The organism is Helicobacter sp. WB40, assembly GCF_027859275.1.
Lineage (GTDB): Bacteria > Campylobacterota > Campylobacteria > Campylobacterales > Helicobacteraceae > Helicobacter_D > Helicobacter_D ibis.
On sequence record NZ_JAQHXS010000002.1, the window covers coordinates 18,146 to 36,621 of the forward strand.

Consider the following 18,476-nt stretch of genomic DNA (forward strand, 5'->3'; position numbering starts at 1 on the left):
ATTAGTCCCTTTCTATCTTGGTAGAATTATTATCACTAAGTTCTTCATTTACATTTAGAATCTTTAAGATTTTTTGATTACTTTTTGTTAGTGTTTTAAACTCAACCCTACGCGATAATTCTGGGCTTTCAAGCGGTTTGGCAAAAGATAATCCATTAGCCCTAAGCACAGAGACTAACCACTCTTTATCTTTATCTATTGCTTTATTATTAAAACAATACTTTAATACCTCCAATGCCCTTGCTTGTGATAATTCAGCATTACCTAAGTATCTTGCCTCTAGGCTTTTTGCATTTTGCCACTCTGTTGAAGTATGTCCTTCAATTCTTATTTCTTCTATATCATCTTTGTATTTTTCTTGGCTTAATATCTTTATATATCGCGGAAAAAAATCATCTAAGATCTCTTTAAATCTATCCTTAACTTCCTTTTTACCTTGGTCAAATAGTATCTCTGGCTCTTTAAATCTAAATGTATTATCAGCATCAATTTCTGCATTCCAAGAATCTAGATTCTTGGAAAATTCATTTACAAGGTCATTAAAAAGCTCCGTTTGCAAATCTTTATGAGTTTTTGCTATATCACTCATTTGTTTATTTAACTCTTTTAACTCCGCATTTTGCAACGCTAGAGTTTTTTCTGTTTTACTAATTACAACCATATATGCAACTGCAATTAGCAAAAATATCATCATAACACCAGCCATCATATCTGATATGCTAATCCACTCGCTACCTGTGTTTTTGCTAGTCATTATCCTCTAGCTCCCATTAATTCTCTAATTCTTCTTAAAAACCACTCATAATCTTGTCTAAATCCTAGGGTAATATTGCCTAGTGCAGAATCTAATTCGCCCAAAGATTTGCACAAATTCTCATTTAAGCTAGATGTTTGTGATAGAGATGATGCAATGTTTGCTTCCATTATCTTTAAGATAGTATCAATTTGTTGTGAATTTTTCTCTAGCGATTGATATGTATTATGCAATGCTTCTCCAAGTCTTTTTTGAAGAGTATTAAACTCATTTACAAGCTCTGTGCTTACATTTTTTGGTACTTCAAGGCTTTTGTTTGTAAGGATTGATAGAGTATCTAAATAAGTCTTAGCAACCTCACCCAAATTAGCCCTAACACTGCTTTGCAACGCACTATATTGTTCAATTACTTCTTTTGAATGAGTTTGTAGTGTTTCTTTTGCGTCTTTTAATAATTCTTTACTGAAGCTCTCTGTGCTTTTTGTTATCTCACTTAGCCTATTTTGCAAATCTTGTTGCAGCTTTTCATTGCTTGAGATTACTTGAAAGTGGTTTTTCTTTAGCTCTTCAAAGTTTGCTGTTGAGATTTTATTTAATTGTGCTTGGTATGTATTTGTTGTATTTTTCATATATGCACTCAAGCCCTCAAGTGTGTTTTTATAAGATTCAGCCAAACTACTTCTAAGATTATTTTGAATCTCTTCATTATATGTCTTTATAAGTGCTGAATTTTTTGTTAGATTCTCGCTAAAGTCTGTTAGATTCTTATTCATAAATCCCTTTATATCATCGCTACTGTTTTTATTGTGCTCTATTAGCTCTCTTACTCTATTTCCTATATCATCCGTTGTGTCTTTTAGATTCTTACTTAAAGCCTCATTTAAGCTTGCATAAGAATCCCCCATACTCTTAGTAGTTTCTTCTAATTTACTACTTAATGCATTGCTTGCTTCCCTAAAACAATCGCCTATATTCTGCGTAGTGTCTTTTAAGTTTGTTGTAATTGCATTATTTGTATATACAAAAGATTCTTCGATGTTTTGAGTGCTTTTACTTAGAGTATCTGCAGTATCATTTAGTAGGGTATCCAAGCTCTTTGTTGTTGTTAGCATTGAGCTTTCTATTTCTTTTGATAGAGATAGCAGGACTTCTTTTGTCTCGCTGAAGTTATCTTGTATTGCCTTTGTGCTATTGCCAAGCATAGAATCTAGATTCAAAATTGCATTTGTTATATGTTGCTCTAGTGCATTGGCATTATTTAGTAAGTTGTCTTTTGTCTTATCTGTCATATCCTGAAGGCTTACACTTGCTTTCTCTAGTGAACTTTCCATATTTTGAGTATGCTTAATTAAGATTCCATCACTTTTATTTGCTTGTTCTTCAATTAACAATAAAGATTGTCTCTGTGCTTCTTCTAGCACACTTAGCGATTCTTTGAAGCTTTCTTTTATCTCTTCTACTCTACCTTTTATGCTATCTTGTATATTTGATATCATCTCTAAATTTTTATGCTTTAGTAGAGAATCTGTTTTTTCAAACTCATCTATAAAATTAAATATCTTAGAATTTAACTCTTCTAAGAATCTATCCAATGTTTCTTTATTGTTATTTAGATATTTTTCATTAAACCCACTAAAGCTATCCTGTAATGCTACTAAGTTTGAATTTGCCTTATCATAGTTTTCCTCTAAGTTATCTATACTATTTTGCAATATTTCCTTTGCATTTCCTTTATATTCATTGGTGCTTTGCTCTAAAAATGCTTTTATATTTTCTAAATTATTCTTAGTAATATCTAGCGTTTGGGCTTGTGAGCTCTCCAAGCTCTTTGTTAGCTCATCTACTGATTTTAGTGCATTTTGTGCTTCATTGTGCATATCGCTAAAGCCAGATAGAAGATTTGATAGCTTTTCATTTTCTATTCTTGATGCTTCTATGCTATGTGCTAGGGCATTATATACTTCTAGCACTTCAGAGTTTCTACTAGCTACAAGAGATATTGAATCTTTTGAAGATTCTAGAACCTTTAGAGTATCCTTTAGGCTTTCATTTAGCGAAGATATAGAATCTTTATATTGGTTTTGCCAATTTATCATTTGAGTAACTGCAGAGTTTAATTCTTTAAAATTATCCCCAAACTGCTCTGTAATTCTCATATTAAAGTCTTTAATAACACCCTCTAATGCACCTATTAGCTCCTTACTTGCACCCTGTGCTAGATGATACATTGCCTCTTTTAGAGTTTCATTTATTTTGGAGAAATTATTTTCTATAGCTTTTGTATTTTCTCCTTGCATTTGACTATATTCTAATTGTATGGTTTTTATATTGTTTTGAATCTCATTTAGATTCTTGCTAGTTTGCGATATTTCTTTTAAATTATTATTTATATCTTTTAGAGAAGTTAGTTCATCTAGTTTTCCCATTTGTAGTGAAAAATACTCAAGCATATTATCAAAGTCGCTTTTTACTGCCTTGCTCTTTTGCAATATAGATAGAATAATAGCTAGTGCCATACCCAAAATAGAAGTATAAAATGCAGTCTTAAGACCAGCTAGCAAAGAAGGTACTGAAGATTCGATATTCACAACATCAAAATCTTGCAAACCAATAAAGATTCCAATAAATGTCCCTAAAACACCAGCACTCATTATTATAGATTTAAAATCTCTATGCTTTTGTTTGCCATAGCTTATAAAATCCCATATAGCAAGTCCAAGCATAACAATGGTAAATACGACATTAACAACTATATTTTCCATAACTATCTCCTCTTTTTTCTATCCATAGTAAATCTATCATCATCAAGCCAATCTGGCTTTTGAATCTTTGGTCGCTTCCTATTTGCTAGATAGAGCACAAATCTAATAGATAATAAAATTACCAATAGCGTAACAATAGCCGAAATAATAGTTCCTATATCATATCCATCTTTCCAAATCATTTTCTCTGCTCCACTTGTATTTCAACATTAACTCTATTTATAGAATTTAAAACCCCAATTAATGCAGTAAATTTCTCAAAATAACTCTTAGAATCTCCTCTTAGTAAAATAGGCGTATCTTGTGGCATATCACTTAATTTTAATCGTAATACTTCTAAAGATACCGCTTGATTATCTAAATAATATTCACCATTTGAGTTAATAGTTATCTCAACTTCTTTTAAATTATTATTTTCACTACTTGCACCCTCTGCCTTTGGGAGATTTACTGGAATATTACCTGAACTTATAAATGTAGCTGTCATAAGCACAATAACAAGCAATACAAGCATAATATCAATAAAAGGAACAATATTTATGGAATCCATTTTGGTTTTTTTAAACGCCATTTATAGTTCTTTATTTCCGTTTTGTTTTTTCTCTTGCATAATTTCCCATTGTGCGATTAAAACTTCACACTTTCTAAGCAATAAATTATAAAAAATAATCGCAGGAATAGCAACCAATAATCCACCTGCAGTAGCTTGTAGCGCTAAGGCAAGACCAGTCATAATACTACTTGTATCTATATTGCCTGATTGTCCTATTTGAACAAAGGTTAAAATAATCCCAAATACCGTGCCAAGCAACCCAATATATGGTGCGTTAGAACCTATAGTAGCGATTAGGGTTAAATTTCTCGATAGATCAAGCTCTAGTTCTGTTTTGTTTTCATATAAAACAAGCTTTATATATTTGTAAAACAAAAGTCTCTCAAATGTAGCCCAAAATGAAACTATACTCATAAGTACCAAAACCCCAATCACACCATATTCGACCGATTCTTTTAATGTAAATTCCACCTTATCTCCTGCTAAATTCTTTTAAGCTCTGTGCTATTTCTCTATTTTGAATCTTTTCTTTTAGAGATTCTCTTTTATCATGCAGATTCTTGCCTTTAGCTAGTGCTATTTCTAGCTTTGCTTTATTTCTAGTGTTAAAATACAACTTCAAAGCTACTATTGAAAATCCACCAACTTGAGACTTGCCATATAATTTATCTATTTCCTTTTTATGCAAGAGTAACTTTCTTGGGCGTTTCTCATCTGGTTTATAGTGCATATTTGTAGTGCCAAGAGTTGATATATGAGCCTCAAACAAAAATGCCTCGCCTTTAATTATTTTAATAAAGCTATCTCTTAGATTCACCCTATTTGCCCTAATTGATTTTACTTCGCTACCTAAGAGCACGATTCCTGCTTCATATTTCTCTAAAATACTAAAGTCATAAGTTGCTTTTTTATTTAGGGCTATTATCTTCATACCACTTTCCTCCAAAAGCAACCTCCGCTACCACTTAAAAAATATCCTCTATCTACATATTCTTGCAAACTAGGATATAACCTTAAAAGAGGAGCTAATAAGTCATTATTCATATAAGCATCATTTAAAAACACCTCTTCATTGCTAAAAAATACAAAATCTTTTTCTCTATAAAAATTCTTGGCATATTCTTTATATATCTTTGAAGTATCGCAAAATACTCCACTATCCACTATATCAACACTAAATAAAGATTCATTACTTTTATTAATAACATCTCCAACACCGCTTACATCTGCAACATCTAAACCACTTAAAAAGAACAAAGTGTCAAGTCCAGCACTTCTCCCTATGTCGCATAATTGTTCTTGTGATAAACCCAAATCAAACTCTCTATTTACATACAATAAAAATTCAGCCGCATTAGAGCTACCACCACCTAGCCCACCGCCTTTTGGTATATTTTTATTTATGCTTATTTTTAAGTTTGTTACCAACTTTTGCTGTGCAGAATCCAAATGCCGGAGTAATGTTTTATATGCCTTATAAACACTATTATCACACATATCACAACCAAAATCACCACAAAGCAAGAATCCATCATTGCTTACTATCTCTATTTCATCATATAAAGAATAGACTTTCATAAACCTAGAGGTGATAGTATGATACTTGTGACTATTTATTGATTTTTGCCCATTGATTTTCAAAAAAACATTAATCTTAGCAAAGGACTTTATCATTCTTTATAGTTTCTTTTTTGCAGCTACTAATTTATTTATATCATCATCTTTTATATTTAGAGATTTTTTATTCTCTTCTAAAACAGCCATTTTAAGCTCTTCACGCAAGATTAAAAGATTCGGTGGCGCTTCAAACCCAAGCTTAACACTGCCTTTATCTATTGATATTATTTTAATTGAAATATTTTCTCCAATTGTTACACTTTCATTTTCTTTTCTTGACAAAATAAGCATTAAACTATCCCTAACTAAATATTCTAAAACATAATTAAAATTTTACTATATTTTTTTAAATACCGATAAAATAATTATTAATTTGATTTTAGAATCAAATATTTAACTAGTTTTTCTCTTGAGTATCACTCCACATTCTAGATGTCTAGTATGTGGGAACTGATCAAAAAAAGCACATCTAAATATTTCATGTGTTTCTTTTAGTATCTTTAAATCATCTCTTAGAGATTCAACATTACATGAAATATAAATTATCTCTCTAAAGCGTGAAATAAACCTAGACATTTTCTCTCCCAATCCAGCCCTTGGCGGATCAACAAATACGCTACTAAAATTATATGAATCTAAATTTACATGCTTTAGCCTATTAAACTCTCTAACTTTATTTAATGCCTCAATGCATTCATCACCACTAAGCCTAACAAAATTTATATTGTTTATTTTATTGTGCAATGCAGCATTTATAGCAGATTTAATTGAGCTTTTTGATATTTCAGTAGCAAAAATATTTTTAAATTTACTACTTAATGGAAGAGTGAAGTTACCACTTCCACAATAAAGCTCCAACAAATCTCCTCTAGATTCTACATTTTTCAAAACCCACTCTATCATTTGTTTATTTATTTCTGTGTTTGGTTGTGTAAATCCTGTATCTTTGTAATAATACACATACTCTCTACCAAAAATCTTTAATCTCTCCAATACAATATCGGAATCTAAAATAAGCTTAACACCCCTACTTCGCCCTATTATATTTATCTCGTAATTAAGCACCTCGCACAAGAAATCTTTTAATTTTTTAGCTTCTATTAGCCACTTTTCATCTATGTTTTTATGATATATCAAAGTTAATAGCAAAGAATCGCTATTAGTATATAGTGCCTCTATACTGAATAATCCATCTCTAAAATCGCAAAAAGCTTCTAAGTTTATTTGAGATATGAAGCACTCCAAGCTTTCTCTCAGTGGTTTTACTAAATTTATACATGTATTAATTTCTACAAATCTCTTTCTTTCTCTCTTGCTCTCTCCAGTTCCAGCTCTCATAGCAAGAGATATAACTCCATTTTTATGAAAAACACTAAGCTCACATCTGCTTCTAAATCCGCTAAGCTTGGAAGTAAAAATCTCAAAAGACTTGATATTTAAAATCTTACTTGCATAATTTAATTTATAATCCAAAGTCTCACAAGTGCAACCACCACACTTCCCAACATATTCACATGTCATTTAAAGCTAGCCACCAAGTTCATAGTAAGGAGATTAAATCCATCTACTAAAATAAATATAAGCAATTTAAATGGCAACGAAATCATAGTTGGTGGCAACATCATCATACCCATAGCCATCAAAATAGAGCTAATAACCATATCAATAACTAAAAATGGGAGATAAAGCAAGAATCCTATTTGAAAAGCAGTCTTCATCTCGCTAATAATAAATGCCGGAAGCACTATTGTCAAAGGTACATCATTTACACTTTGTGGATTTTCTAGTCCTCGTATCCTATAAAACAACGCCAAATCCTTCGGCCGAGTATTTCTTATCATAAAGTCTTTAAAAGGTTGTGCCGCTAAGATGAAGGCTTCATCATATGGAATCTCTTTTGCTATATATGGCTTAATCCCCTTTTCATAGCCCTCTCTTGCTACAGGCTCCATAATAAACATTGTTAAAATCAATGCAAAAGATACTAGAAGTTGGGTTGGCGGAGATTGTTGCGTCCCCATAGCTGTTCTTAAAAATGAAAAGATAATTAAGATTCTAGCAAAACTAGTTGCCATAAGCACTAAAGATGGGGCAAGTGCTAGAAGCGTTAAGATAATGACTATATTTAGCGTTGTTACCAAATCACCTGGCTCACTTGGAGCACTAAGAGTTAAATCAACAGTTGGTATAGTTGGGCTTTGAGGTAGTATAGGGGCTTGTGTTGGTGCTGCATAAGAAATAAATACACTAAAAAACAAGCACAAAAAAATCCTAAAACCCATACACACCTCTAACTTTAAAGATTCCCACTTGGGATTGTATTATTTTGCAACCCTTTTGTTTCAATGGCTTTTTGCAAAACATTCATTGTTTTATGCAAATGCCTATCAACAGGATAGAATCTAAACTCAACTCTCCTATTTTGAGCTTTGTTTTCACTGCTTGTATTTGGCAAGACAAAATTCGTAGCACCAGCCCCAAAAGAGGTAACTTTCTTAGGAGATACGCCATTGCTTAACAAAATCCTAGTAACGCCTAATGCCCTCAATGCACTAAGCCCCAAACTATCACTATATTTTGCAGTTGGAGCAATGTTTCTATTATCCGTATATCCTATTATATCTGTATGTAAATTTGGTGGCATTTTTTGCAAAATCAAAGCAACTCTTTTTAAAAACAACACATCATCAGCATTTGTAAGCTCTGTCTCACCCTCATCAAAAAGTAACTTACCATTGAATCTCAAAATAAAACCATTGCTACCATCATCTACTATATCCGAAGGACCAAGCGATACTTTTACATTTTCTTTAAAATCAAGTATTTCGCTTTCTATTTTTTTAACAACTTCTGCACTCTCTGGCTCATTTGTTATATCCGCTTGTTGTTGAATCCTAGTATTATCCGGCTCTATTTTAATCCCACCTGTTAGCAGACTTAAAGACCCCTTTAGACTACCCTCTGCTTCTGTTAGCTTTTTTGCATCAAATGTAACCATTGATAAAAGCAAAATAAAAAATGTAAGAATAAGGGTAACCATATCCCCATAAGTTCCTAACCACAAAGGCAGAACATTAGGACAATCACAAGGAGGACATCTTTTAGCCATATTTTACTCAAACTGACTTATACGCTCATTTGGCGGTAAAAATGTTAGAAGCTTTGCTTCTAATGCTCTTGGGTTGTCTCCCGCTTGAATCGACATAATACCCTCTATTATCAAAAGCTTTACCATAGCTTCATCATTAGCACGAACGGTTAAAATGTTTGCAATAGGTGCTCCAAAAATATTACCAATAAATGAACCATAAAATGTTGTCAAAAGTGCAACTGCCATCGCAGGACCAATAGAAGCTGGATCTGACATATCCAAAAGCATGGCAACAAGTCCAATTAGCGTCCCAAGCATACCATAAGCACCAGCATAAGCACCCCAAGTATCAAAAATACTAGCATTTGCCTTATGTCTCTCAAGCGTCCTATCCATATCCGTCTCCAGTAAATCTCGAATCCCATCTGGCTCTGCACCATCTATTGCCATATTTAATCCACGCTTTAAAAATGCATTTTCTTCTTGGTTTGATTGTTGTTCTAAAGATAAGATTCCATCTCTCCTTGCTTGAGTAGAATAATCAACCAATTTTTTAATTAATGCTGGAACATCGAAAGTTTGTGGTTTAAAAGCAATCATAAAATAAGTAAACATTTTTTTCATGTTTTCCATTTTATAACCTATTAGCAAACTAGTAAAAGAACCTCCAACCGTAATAAGAATCGAAGGAACATCAAGATAAGGAGCAATACCAACACCTAACATCATCGCGGTGCCAAGCAATATCAAAGATAATGAAATACCTGCAACTGAACCTAAATCCATTTATAGTGTCCTTAATTAAAGAAAAAATTGCTACATTCTACAATTTATTGTGTTAAAATCTCATTAAACTTAAATTTAGGAATCTATAATGAATAAAAATAATATTTCAATTGTAATTTTGGCTGCTGGTAAAGGCACTAGAATGAAGTCAAACACGCCAAAAGTGCTACATAAAATATGCGGTAAAGAAATGCTATATTACTCAATAAGAGAAGCCCTAAAAATAAGCGATGATGTAAGTGTTATATTAGGCTTTGAATCTGAAAAAATAAAAGATTCAATGTTACAACACTTTAATAAATACGAATCTGACTTAAACTTTTTCATACAAGATTTAGAAAATTACCCCGGCACTGGAGGTGCTCTAAAATCATACACACCAAAACACAACAAAATTTTGGTTTTAAATGGTGATATGCCCTTGATACAAGCAAGTGAATTAGAAGAATTCCTAAAACAAGATTCAAAAATTACAATGAGTGTAATCAATAAGCCAAATACCAATGGATATGGAAGAGTTGTGATTAAAAATAATGAAGTGCAAGAAATCATAGAAGAAAAAGACGCCAATAAAGAAATACTATCCCTTAGCACACTAAATGCTGGAGTATATTGCTTTAACAAAGAAATATTAGATAAATATATTCCAATGCTAGATAATAACAATAACCAAAAGGAATATTACTTAACAGATGTAATAACGCTAGCAAAAAAGGATAATGTAGCTATAAAACCGATGTTTGTTGAGATGCAAAACTATAAAGGAGTAAATGACAAAATAGACTTAAGCCAAGCTGAAACTATAATGTGCAGTAGAATCAAAAATAAATGGCTAAAAGAAGGCGTAATAATGCACTTACCAGATACTATATATATAGAAGATTCAGTGATATTTAGTGGAGAATGCATAATAGAGAGTGGAGTTGGAATCTATGGCAATAGCAAAATTATAAATTCTCACATTAAACAAAATAGCATAATAGAAGATAGCATAATAGAAGATAGCGATATAGGACCTCTAGCACATATAAGACCAAAGTGCAATATAGCTAATACTCATATAGGCAATTTTGTAGAAGTAAAAAAGTCAGAACTAAATGGAATAAAAGCAGGACACCTAAGCTATATAGGAGATAGCCAAATACAAGAAGGAAGCAATGTAGGTGCTGGATTTATCACTTGCAACTATGATGGCAAAAGTAAGCACAAAACAATAATAGGAAAAAATGTATTTATAGGAAGTGATGTCCAAGCCGTAGCACCGCTAACAATCGAGGATAACTCCATAATAGGTGCTGGAAGCACTATAAGAAGCAATGTAAAGAGTGGAGAACTATACCTAACAAAAGGTGAAGAAATAAGAAAAAGTGGCTTTTTTTATAAATTCTTCAATAAAGGAGAATAATAAATGAATATAAAACTTAATGGGCAACATATAAGCACAGATTCTAAAATGCTCTTAGAACTGCTACAAGAATATAGTATAGATACAAAAAGCATTGCAGTTGCAATCAATATGGAAATAATAAAGCAAGAAAAATGGGCAACCACAAGTATAAAAAATAATGATGTAATAGAATGTTTATCATTCTTTGGCGGAGGCTGATATGAAAATTAAAACTTCAATAGTTGGCGTTGGTGGTTATACTGGACTAGAATTAGTAAAAATGCTTTTAAATCACGAGGTCTTTAAAATATCCTCTATATATGGAACTGAAGAATGTGAGCTAGATAAGATTCATACTTGTCTTAATTGTGTGTATAAAAAAAATATAGAAATAGGAGACATAAATAAAATATCTCAAGAATCCGAACTTGTATTTCTAGCACTACCTCATACACAGGGGATAGAATATGTGAGCAAACTATATAATAGTGGAGTAAAAATTGTTGATTTATCAGCTGATTATAGACTTTCACATAATAAGTATGAAAAATACTATCAAACACATAGCGACAAAAACAACATAGATAATGCAGTATATGGGTTAATAGAATACAATAGAGAAAAAATAAAAACAACAAACCTAGTAGCAAACCCTGGTTGCTACCCTACTGCTACATTGCTTGCATTATTGCCATTTTTGCCATTTTTAGACCTAAGTCATAGCATATTTATAGATGCTAAAAGCAGTGTTAGTGGTGCTGGGAAGAAATTAGCCTATAATTCACACTTTGTAAATATAAATGAAAACATTTTTGCATATTCGCCAATATCACATAGACATTCACCAGAGATTGAAGAGCAAATCTTTAAAATCACAAATAAAAATGTAAGCATAATGTTTGTGCCACATTTGATTCCAATTACAAGAGGAATGCTAATATCAATATATGCTAGACTCAAAGAAGACATAGACCCAATTATGTTGCTAAAAGATTCATATAAAAATGAAAAATTTATTCGAATTAGAGAAAATTGTGTGCAAGTAAAGAATGTCGCAGGAACGCATTTTTGCGATATTTACGCCACAAAGGAAGGCTCTAATATATTTATAAACTCATGCATAGACAATCTACTAAGAGGTGCTAGTTCTCAAGCAATAGCAAATGCAAACTTGATGTTCAACCTAAAAGAAGACTTAGCACTACCAAAGATAGCATATGCACCATAACTTAGAAATAAAACCAAATGCTATTTTTATATCAGACGCACATAGTAGTGATGATTATAGGGATATATTAAATGCATTTTTAAAAAAACTAATGAATCTAAACAAGCGACAGATATTCTTCATGGGAGATATATTTGACCTGCTAATATATGATATAGAAGAATGCATAAAAGATAATAAAAAAACACTAGAGCTTTTAGAAGAACTATCTAATAGACATGAAGTATATTATTTTGAGGGCAATCACGATTTTTTATTAAAAGATATTAAATACTTTAAAAATATCTCTTATTTTTCACTACAAACGCAGCCAGTAGCATTCAAGTTGGGAGACAAAAAGGCATATTTAGCACATGGAGATATATTTTTAGATTGGAAATATAATTTATATACAAAAATAATACGAAAACCACTATTTATACAATTTCTAAAATTATTTAAATCTTTTATATATCCAAAATTAAAATCGCACTTGAAATCAAAAATAATAGAAACTAAAAAGGTGGATTCTATTAAATTTGCAACAAATAGAATCCAAAAATACAAAAACTCGCTAGACACGCAAGTATATTCATACATAATAGAAGGACATTTTCACTTAGGCATTATAGAAAATATAGATAAAATAAATTACATCGGTCTACCTTTATTTTATTGTAAAAAAAACTTTTTTTTTGTAGAATTAACGGAAAATTATTGTTTATCCTTTAAACAAGAAGGAGAGTTTAGGTGACAGACTTCGATAGACAAGACAACACTAAAATCGGCTCAAACGAAATGGAACTTGTTGATTTTAGGATTCATAAAATAGAGAGAGGCAAACAATATGAAGGTATCTATGGTATCAATGTTGCAAAAGTCAATGAAATCATAAGATTACCAGAATTAACAGAGCTTCCGGGTGTGCCAGATTATATAGAAGGCATTTTCGACTTAAGAGGGGTTGTAATACCAGTCATTAATCTTGCCAAATGGATGAATGTAACAATACCCGAAAACAAAAAAATAAAGCCAAGAGTTATAATAGCTGAATTCAACAATATAGCAATAGGCTTTATAGTGCATGAGGCTAAGAGAATTAGAAGAATCAACTGGAAGAATATAGAACCAGCAAACTTTAGTGCATCATCAGAAGCTGGTGGAGTAGATAAAAGTAAAATAACTGGAGTAACTAGAATTGAAGGTGATCAAGTCCTACTAATCTTAGATTTGGAAAGCATAGTTCAAGACTTAGGGTTCTATCAACCTGAAATAAGTGATGAAAAAATACAAAGTACCTTTAGCGGATTAGCATTAGTCTTAGACGATAGTTCTGTTGCTAGAAAGATAGTAAAAGAATTCTTAGAGAAAATGGGATTCGATGTTGCAGAGGCAAATGACGGAGAAGCCGGTTTGCAAAAGCTAGAAAAACTATATGAAAATTATGGCGATAATTTAAGCAAACAATTAAAAGTGATAATATCAGATATAGAAATGCCACAAATGGACGGATTCCATTTTGCAGCAAAGGCAAAAGAGGATCAGAGATTTGCAAAAATTCCTATAATTTTTAGCTCATCTATAAGCGATAAATTTAGCGAAACTAGAGGTAAGCAAGCTGGTGCAGAATCTTATTTGGTTAAATTTGATGGCAATAAATTCTACGATGAAGTATCTAGAATAGTTACTCAATATGAACAACAAATAGCAAACTAAACTTAGAATAAGGAAGTAAACATGGATGAAATGCAAGAAATATTAGAAGACTTTTTAATTGAAGCTTTCGAAATGATAGAACAACTTGACCAAGATTTGGTTGAGCTTGAAACTAGACCTGAAGATTTAGATCTACTAAACAGAATCTTTAGAGTTGCACACACTATTAAAGGCTCTGGATCATTTTTAAATTTCTCTGTCTTAACACATTTGACACATCACATGGAAGATGTTCTAAATAAGGCTAGACATGGTGAATTAATAATTACTCCAGATATTATGGATGTAATCTTAGAATCAATAGACTTTATGAAAAAATTGCTAAATGCTATTAGAGATTCTGGCACAGACGCAAATACTGGTATGGATAATGATATAGCTAATGTAATCGAGAGATTAGATGCAGTATCAAAAGGTGAAACTCCTGCAGGAAGCTCCGATGAAGCACCAACAGAAGAAGTGCAACAAGAAACTGCAGAAACCCCAATAGAGGAAGAGCCAGAGCTTGATTATGCAAATATGTCTGCAGAAGATGTAGAAAAAGAAATCGAAAGACTTCTAAACAAAAGACAAGAAGAAGACAAGAAAAAAAGGGAAGCAAAAAGAGCAAAAGGTGAATTAGATGCGATTCAAGCACCTAGCGAAGTAACAGAAGATAAACCTGCTACAGCTCCTGCTGCAAAACAAACTCCAGCTCCTGTTGCACCAAAAGCAACAACACCTAAGACTGAAGCCAAACCAGCAGCTAAGCAAGCTGAAAATAAAGCTCCTGCAACTGCTGTTGAACAAACAATTAGGGTCGATGTCAAAAGGCTTGATAGTTTAATGAATCTAATTGGTGAGCTTGTTTTAGGTAAAAATAGACTTATAAAAATATATAACGATGTTGAAGAAAGATATGAGGGAGAAAAATTCCTAGAAGAACTAAATCAAGTTGTTGCATCAGTTTCTATGGTTACTACTGATATACAATTAGCTGTTATGAAGACGAGAATGCTTCCCGTTGGTAGAGTATTTAATAAATTTCCTAGAATGGTTAGAGATTTATCAAGAGAACTTGGTAAAAATATAGAACTAATAATAAGTGGTGAGGAAACAGAACTTGACAAGTCGATAGTTGAAGAAATTGGAGATCCACTAGTTCACTTAATTAGAAATGCTTGCGATCATGGTATTGAATCAAAAGAAGAAAGATTAGCCACTGGGAAACCTGAACAAGGAACCGTTGATCTTAAAGCATACAACGAGGGTAACCATATAGTTGTAGAAATAAAAGATGATGGTAAGGGTATGAATCCTGAGATTCTTAAGGCTAAAGGTATTGAAAAAGGATTAATTAGCGAAAAAGAAGCTGATACAATGACAGATAAAGACGCTTATTCTCTTATCTTTAAAGCAGGTTTCTCAACAGCAAAAACAATCACAAATGTAAGTGGTCGTGGCGTTGGTATGGATGTTGTAAAAACAAATATAGAAAAGTTAAATGGTATTATTGATGTAGATAGTGTTTATGGGGAAGGAACAACATTAAAATTAAAAATTCCTCTAACTCTTGCTATCACTCAATCTCTATTGGTAGGTGTCCAAGAAGAATATTATGCTATACCTCTAGCATCTGTAATAGAAACAGTAAGAATATCACAAGATGAAGTATATTTGGTTGAGGGCAAAAGTGTATTAAGACTTAGAAACGAAGTGTTACCTCTTGTTAGATTAGCTGATATTTTTGGTGTTGATGCTGTGTTTGATAATTCAGAACAAGCGTATGTTGTAGTTATTGGCTTAGCTGAAAACAAAATAGGCGTAATTGTTGATTTCTTAATAGGGCAAGAAGAAGTTGTTATTAAATCACTTGGCTCTTACTTAAAAGGCATAGAAGGAATCGCTGGTGCTACAATTAGAGGAGATGGTAGAGTTACACTAATTGTAGATATAGCGGCAATGATGCAAATGGCTAAACAAGTAAAAGTAAGCATAAATAAATTAATGCAAGAAAGTGAAAGAAAAAAAGAAAAAAATTCTCCAAGTGACTACAAAGTTCTAATAGTTGATGATTCAATGACAGATAGGGCTATAATGAAAAAATCATTAAAACCATTGGGTATAACAATAACCGAAGCTACAAATGGTCTTGAAGCATTAGAAATAATCAAAACCGGTGACAATGTATTTGATGCTATTTTGATTGATATAGAAATGCCTAAAATGGATGGATATACACTAGCAGGTGAGATTAGAAAATATGCTAAGTTCAAGAACTTACCACTGATTGCTGTAACAAGTAGAACAAGTAAAACAGATAGAATGAGAGGTGTAGAATCTGGTATGACAGAATATATAACAAAACCATACTCTGCTGAATATCTAACAAATGTTGTGAAGAGAAATATCAACTTAACAATGGAGGTAACTGAATAATGAGCAATCAACTACAAGATGTATTACAAAAACAACAAGAACAAAAAAAACCACAAGCTGAAACAGAAAATATAATACAGCTGGTAGCATTTGTGGTTGGCTCAGAGGAATTTTCAGTGCCAATCTTAAGCATACAAGAAATAATAAAGCCACTAGAATATACTAGAGTTCCGGGAGTGCCTGATTATGTATTGGGTGTGTTTAATATGAGGGGTATTGTTGTTCCTTTAATTAATCTTAGATTAAGATTTGGCTTACAATATGAAAGACCAACTGAAGATACAAGATACATAGTAATCAAGAATCAAGAGGAAGAAAGAGCTGGTTTTATAATTGACAAACTAACAGAAGCAGTTAGAATCAAGCAATCAGACATAGATCCTGCACCAGATACGGTAAGTCAAAATGAAAACCTAATATATGGTGTTGGCAAAAAAGATAATAGATTAATTACAATTCTATCACCTGAAGAATTACTAAAGAGAACATTTTAATAGTTCTCTTTAAGCACTTCCCTTTTTATTATTTCTATCATTTCTCTTAAAGCATCTATCCTACATAGCTTTTGTAGCTCATTACTAATGCTAGAAATGTTATCCAAGTTATTTAACACATTCCACAAAACATCACAAAATAAATCTTTCTCCTCACACAAGAATCCAAGATTCAAGTCATCTATAAATTTTGCATTGTAGTATTGATGATTGGATGCTGCATGTGGATATGGGATAAACAATGCTGGCAAACAATTAGCACATAACTCCCATAAAGAACTAGCCCCTGCTCTACACACTGCAAAATCACATAGATTATAAATATTTGGCATATTTTTACTAAAATCAAAAACACAAACATCAAATTCACAATTTAAATCATCATCTAAACTTTTAACTTTAAATCCCATACTTTTATATTCTTCAAGCACTCTGCTAAAATCATTTTTACCACATTGATGAAAGATTCTAATTTTTCGTTCTTTTAATTCACTAGATACACTTAGAGAAAAATCATTAATAGCCTTTGCACCTTGAGACCCCCCCATAAATAACAATGTCTTAACCTCTCTTCTAATTCGTGCAGTATTAAAAAATGCTTCTCCTATTGGATAGTATTTATAAGGAGAAGAATCTAAATATGAAGAGAAAAACACCTTAGCATATGGCTTTAAGATTCTATTTAATCTACCTATTTTTGCATTTTGTTCATGTATGATTAAAGGTATCTTTAAAAAAATAGCACCAAAAGAAGCAGGTGCTGCAGAATACCCGCCAACTGATATTACACAATCTATTTTATTTTCTTTTAGCACACTAATACTTTCCTTTAAAGCTCTTAAATGCATAAATATGGACTTTAATTTATTTATTCCACTTTTATTTACTACACCGCTAGTCTCCAGGAAATATTTTTTAAAAAATCTATCATCATTTTCAAAATACATTTTATCCTGCCCATTACAAGAGCCTATAAATATGCACTCATAACCACCTTTATGCAATTCTTCTAAAAAAGATCTTGCAACACTTAAGTGCCCACCAGTTCCACCACCTGCAATAACTACTCTCACAAGAATCCCTAATAAGTAAATTTATGAAATTATAATAAAATATTGCAATGTATAAAATACTCATTTTTTAGATAAAAGTAAAAAAATTATAAACTTTTTAAAAATTTTTGACTAAAAAGTGATAATATATAATTCTAATAGCTAAAAGGAGAAAATATGGAAGATGTGTTTGATATAAAATCCCTTACAATGTCTATGCTAATGACACCTGAAGTTGCCAACTTTAGAGGCAGAGTTCATGGTGGAGATTTATTAAAGATTCTAGATCAAGTAGCATACTCTTGTGCTTCAAGATATTGTGGTAAATATGTAGTAACACTATCAGTGGATAGAGTAACATTTAAATATCCAATAGAGGTTGGGAATCTAGTTACATTTTTAGCCTCTGTAAATTACACTGGAAATAGCTCGTTAGAAGTCGGAATAAAAGTAATTGCAGAAGATATACACAAAAGAGTCGTGACACATACAAATAGTGCGTATTTTACTATGGTGTGCGTTGATGAAAATGGTAAACCAACAAAAGTCCCAAGCATAGAGCCAAAAACAAAATCAGAAATAAAAAGATATCAAGCAGCAATAAAGAGAAAAGAAGCAAGAGCAAAAGAAAAACAATAA

The 18,476-nt window shown here is 31.9% G+C and carries 21 protein-coding genes; 8 read left to right on the forward strand and 13 right to left on the reverse strand.

Translation table 11 applies throughout. The features are described from left to right. Position 1 precedes the first annotated feature (1 nt). The 12 genes from PF022_RS01570 to PF022_RS01625 all read right to left on the reverse strand — a co-directional run bounded on the left by PF022_RS01570 (position 2) and on the right by PF022_RS01625 (position 9,563). Positions 2–754, reverse strand: coding sequence for an OmpA/MotB family protein (locus tag PF022_RS01570; RefSeq protein ID WP_271020862.1), 753 nt, complete (start codon positions 752–754; stop codon positions 2–4). Continuing rightward, positions 754–3,516 (reverse strand): hypothetical protein, encoded by a 2,763-nt coding sequence (locus tag PF022_RS01575; RefSeq protein WP_271022591.1) that lies wholly within the window; start codon positions 3,514–3,516, stop codon positions 754–756. The genes PF022_RS01570 and PF022_RS01575 overlap by 1 nt, the downstream gene beginning before the upstream one ends. Positions 3,517–3,518: 2 nt before the next feature. Continuing rightward, positions 3,519–3,698 (reverse strand): hypothetical protein, encoded by a 180-nt coding sequence (locus PF022_RS01580; RefSeq protein ID WP_271020860.1) that lies wholly within the window; start codon positions 3,696–3,698, stop codon positions 3,519–3,521. Next, on the reverse strand, positions 3,695–4,087 hold the full coding sequence (locus tag PF022_RS01585) for a biopolymer transporter ExbD (protein WP_271020859.1): 393 nt from the start codon (positions 4,085–4,087) through the stop codon (positions 3,695–3,697). The genes PF022_RS01580 and PF022_RS01585 overlap by 4 nt, the downstream gene beginning before the upstream one ends. Next, positions 4,088–4,540 (reverse strand): TonB-system energizer ExbB, encoded by a 453-nt coding sequence (gene exbB / locus PF022_RS01590; protein WP_271020858.1) that lies wholly within the window; start codon positions 4,538–4,540, stop codon positions 4,088–4,090. Position 4,541: 1 nt separating this feature from the next. After that, positions 4,542–5,000: an SsrA-binding protein SmpB gene (smpB, locus tag PF022_RS01595; protein WP_271020857.1), complete on the reverse strand. Its 459-nt coding sequence runs from the start codon at positions 4,998–5,000 to the stop codon at positions 4,542–4,544. After that, positions 4,997–5,743, reverse strand: coding sequence for a 4-(cytidine 5'-diphospho)-2-C-methyl-D-erythritol kinase (locus tag PF022_RS01600; protein ID WP_271020856.1), 747 nt, complete (start codon positions 5,741–5,743; stop codon positions 4,997–4,999). The genes smpB and PF022_RS01600 overlap by 4 nt, the downstream gene beginning before the upstream one ends. A 3-nt stretch (positions 5,744–5,746) precedes the next feature. Then, positions 5,747–5,977 (reverse strand): carbon storage regulator CsrA, encoded by a 231-nt coding sequence (gene csrA, locus PF022_RS01605; RefSeq protein ID WP_271020855.1) that lies wholly within the window; start codon positions 5,975–5,977, stop codon positions 5,747–5,749. A 102-nt stretch (positions 5,978–6,079) separates the two neighbouring features. Beyond that, complete coding sequence (gene trmA / locus PF022_RS01610; protein ID WP_271022592.1) at positions 6,080–7,207, reverse strand: tRNA (uridine(54)-C5)-methyltransferase TrmA; 1,128 nt, start codon at positions 7,205–7,207, stop codon at positions 6,080–6,082. Continuing rightward, positions 7,204–7,968 (reverse strand): flagellar type III secretion system pore protein FliP, encoded by a 765-nt coding sequence (fliP, locus tag PF022_RS01615; RefSeq protein WP_271020853.1) that lies wholly within the window; start codon positions 7,966–7,968, stop codon positions 7,204–7,206. Before fliP ends, trmA begins: the two co-directional genes overlap by 4 nt. Positions 7,969–7,982: 14 nt before the next feature. Beyond that, complete coding sequence (locus tag PF022_RS01620) at positions 7,983–8,795, reverse strand: flagellar motor protein MotB (protein ID WP_271020852.1); 813 nt, start codon at positions 8,793–8,795, stop codon at positions 7,983–7,985. Between the two features lie 3 nt (positions 8,796–8,798). Continuing rightward, on the reverse strand, positions 8,799–9,563 hold the full coding sequence (locus PF022_RS01625) for a motility protein A (RefSeq protein ID WP_271020851.1): 765 nt from the start codon (positions 9,561–9,563) through the stop codon (positions 8,799–8,801). An 88-nt stretch (positions 9,564–9,651) separates the two neighbouring features. Between PF022_RS01625 and glmU the strand changes: the two genes are divergently transcribed. The 7 genes from glmU to PF022_RS01660 are packed head-to-tail and all read left to right on the forward strand — an operon-like array spanning position 9,652 to position 16,785. Then, on the forward strand, positions 9,652–10,968 hold the full coding sequence (gene glmU / locus PF022_RS01630) for a bifunctional UDP-N-acetylglucosamine diphosphorylase/glucosamine-1-phosphate N-acetyltransferase GlmU (protein ID WP_271022594.1): 1,317 nt from the start codon (positions 9,652–9,654) through the stop codon (positions 10,966–10,968). Between the two features lie 3 nt (positions 10,969–10,971). Further along, positions 10,972–11,169: a sulfur carrier protein ThiS gene (gene thiS, locus PF022_RS01635; RefSeq protein ID WP_271020849.1), complete on the forward strand. Its 198-nt coding sequence runs from the start codon at positions 10,972–10,974 to the stop codon at positions 11,167–11,169. Position 11,170: 1 nt separating this feature from the next. After that, positions 11,171–12,178 (forward strand): N-acetyl-gamma-glutamyl-phosphate reductase, encoded by a 1,008-nt coding sequence (gene argC / locus PF022_RS01640; protein WP_271022596.1) that lies wholly within the window; start codon positions 11,171–11,173, stop codon positions 12,176–12,178. After that, positions 12,168–12,911 (forward strand): UDP-2,3-diacylglucosamine diphosphatase, encoded by a 744-nt coding sequence (locus PF022_RS01645; protein WP_271020847.1) that lies wholly within the window; start codon positions 12,168–12,170, stop codon positions 12,909–12,911. Before argC ends, PF022_RS01645 begins: the two co-directional genes overlap by 11 nt. A 44-nt stretch (positions 12,912–12,955) precedes the next feature. Then, the gene (locus PF022_RS01650; RefSeq protein WP_271020996.1) at positions 12,956–13,873 is read left to right on the forward strand and encodes a chemotaxis protein; all 918 of its coding nucleotides are present in this window, start codon (positions 12,956–12,958) and stop codon (positions 13,871–13,873) included. Between the two features lie 21 nt (positions 13,874–13,894). Further along, positions 13,895–16,291 carry a hybrid sensor histidine kinase/response regulator gene (locus PF022_RS01655; RefSeq protein WP_271020846.1) on the forward strand — a complete coding sequence of 799 codons (2,397 nt, stop codon included), beginning with the start codon at positions 13,895–13,897 and terminating at the stop codon, positions 16,289–16,291. Continuing rightward, positions 16,291–16,785, forward strand: coding sequence for a chemotaxis protein CheW (locus PF022_RS01660; protein WP_271020845.1), 495 nt, complete (start codon positions 16,291–16,293; stop codon positions 16,783–16,785). The genes PF022_RS01655 and PF022_RS01660 overlap by 1 nt, the downstream gene beginning before the upstream one ends. Here the strand turns inward: PF022_RS01660 and PF022_RS01665 are convergent. Then, the gene (locus tag PF022_RS01665) at positions 16,782–17,858 is read right to left on the reverse strand and encodes a UDP-N-acetylglucosamine--N-acetylmuramyl-(pentapeptide) pyrophosphoryl-undecaprenol N-acetylglucosamine transferase (protein ID WP_271022597.1); all 1,077 of its coding nucleotides are present in this window, start codon (positions 17,856–17,858) and stop codon (positions 16,782–16,784) included. The genes PF022_RS01660 and PF022_RS01665 overlap by 4 nt on opposite strands. A 156-nt stretch (positions 17,859–18,014) precedes the next feature. Here PF022_RS01665 and PF022_RS01670 point away from each other — a divergent pair, with 156 nt between their 5' ends. Further along, positions 18,015–18,476, forward strand: a complete 462-nt coding sequence (locus PF022_RS01670; protein ID WP_271020843.1) for an acyl-CoA thioesterase — start codon at positions 18,015–18,017, stop codon at positions 18,474–18,476.

Coding starts and splice junctions, on each gene's coding strand:
- PF022_RS01570 (WP_271020862.1), bottom strand. CDS start 754: ATGACTAGCAAAAACACAGGTAGCGAGTGGATTAGCATATCAGATATG.
- PF022_RS01575 (WP_271022591.1), bottom strand. CDS start 3,516: ATGGAAAATATAGTTGTTAATGTCGTATTTACCATTGTTATGCTTGGA.
- PF022_RS01580 (WP_271020860.1), bottom strand. CDS start 3,698: ATGATTTGGAAAGATGGATATGATATAGGAACTATTATTTCGGCTATT.
- PF022_RS01585 (WP_271020859.1), bottom strand. CDS start 4,087: ATGGCGTTTAAAAAAACCAAAATGGATTCCATAAATATTGTTCCTTTT.
- smpB (WP_271020857.1), bottom strand. CDS start 5,000: ATGAAGATAATAGCCCTAAATAAAAAAGCAACTTATGACTTTAGTATT.
- PF022_RS01600 (WP_271020856.1), bottom strand. CDS start 5,743: ATGATAAAGTCCTTTGCTAAGATTAATGTTTTTTTGAAAATCAATGGG.
- csrA (WP_271020855.1), bottom strand. CDS start 5,977: ATGCTTATTTTGTCAAGAAAAGAAAATGAAAGTGTAACAATTGGAGAA.
- trmA (WP_271022592.1), bottom strand. CDS start 7,207: ATGACATGTGAATATGTTGGGAAGTGTGGTGGTTGCACTTGTGAGACT.
- fliP (WP_271020853.1), bottom strand. CDS start 7,968: ATGGGTTTTAGGATTTTTTTGTGCTTGTTTTTTAGTGTATTTATTTCT.
- PF022_RS01620 (WP_271020852.1), bottom strand. CDS start 8,795: ATGGCTAAAAGATGTCCTCCTTGTGATTGTCCTAATGTTCTGCCTTTG.
- PF022_RS01625 (WP_271020851.1), bottom strand. CDS start 9,563: ATGGATTTAGGTTCAGTTGCAGGTATTTCATTATCTTTGATATTGCTT.
- glmU (WP_271022594.1), top strand. CDS start 9,652: ATGAATAAAAATAATATTTCAATTGTAATTTTGGCTGCTGGTAAAGGC.
- thiS (WP_271020849.1), top strand. CDS start 10,972: ATGAATATAAAACTTAATGGGCAACATATAAGCACAGATTCTAAAATG.
- argC (WP_271022596.1), top strand. CDS start 11,171: ATGAAAATTAAAACTTCAATAGTTGGCGTTGGTGGTTATACTGGACTA.
- PF022_RS01645 (WP_271020847.1), top strand. CDS start 12,168: ATGCACCATAACTTAGAAATAAAACCAAATGCTATTTTTATATCAGAC.
- PF022_RS01650 (WP_271020996.1), top strand. CDS start 12,956: ATGGAACTTGTTGATTTTAGGATTCATAAAATAGAGAGAGGCAAACAA.
- PF022_RS01655 (WP_271020846.1), top strand. CDS start 13,895: ATGGATGAAATGCAAGAAATATTAGAAGACTTTTTAATTGAAGCTTTC.
- PF022_RS01660 (WP_271020845.1), top strand. CDS start 16,291: ATGAGCAATCAACTACAAGATGTATTACAAAAACAACAAGAACAAAAA.
- PF022_RS01670 (WP_271020843.1), top strand. CDS start 18,015: ATGGAAGATGTGTTTGATATAAAATCCCTTACAATGTCTATGCTAATG.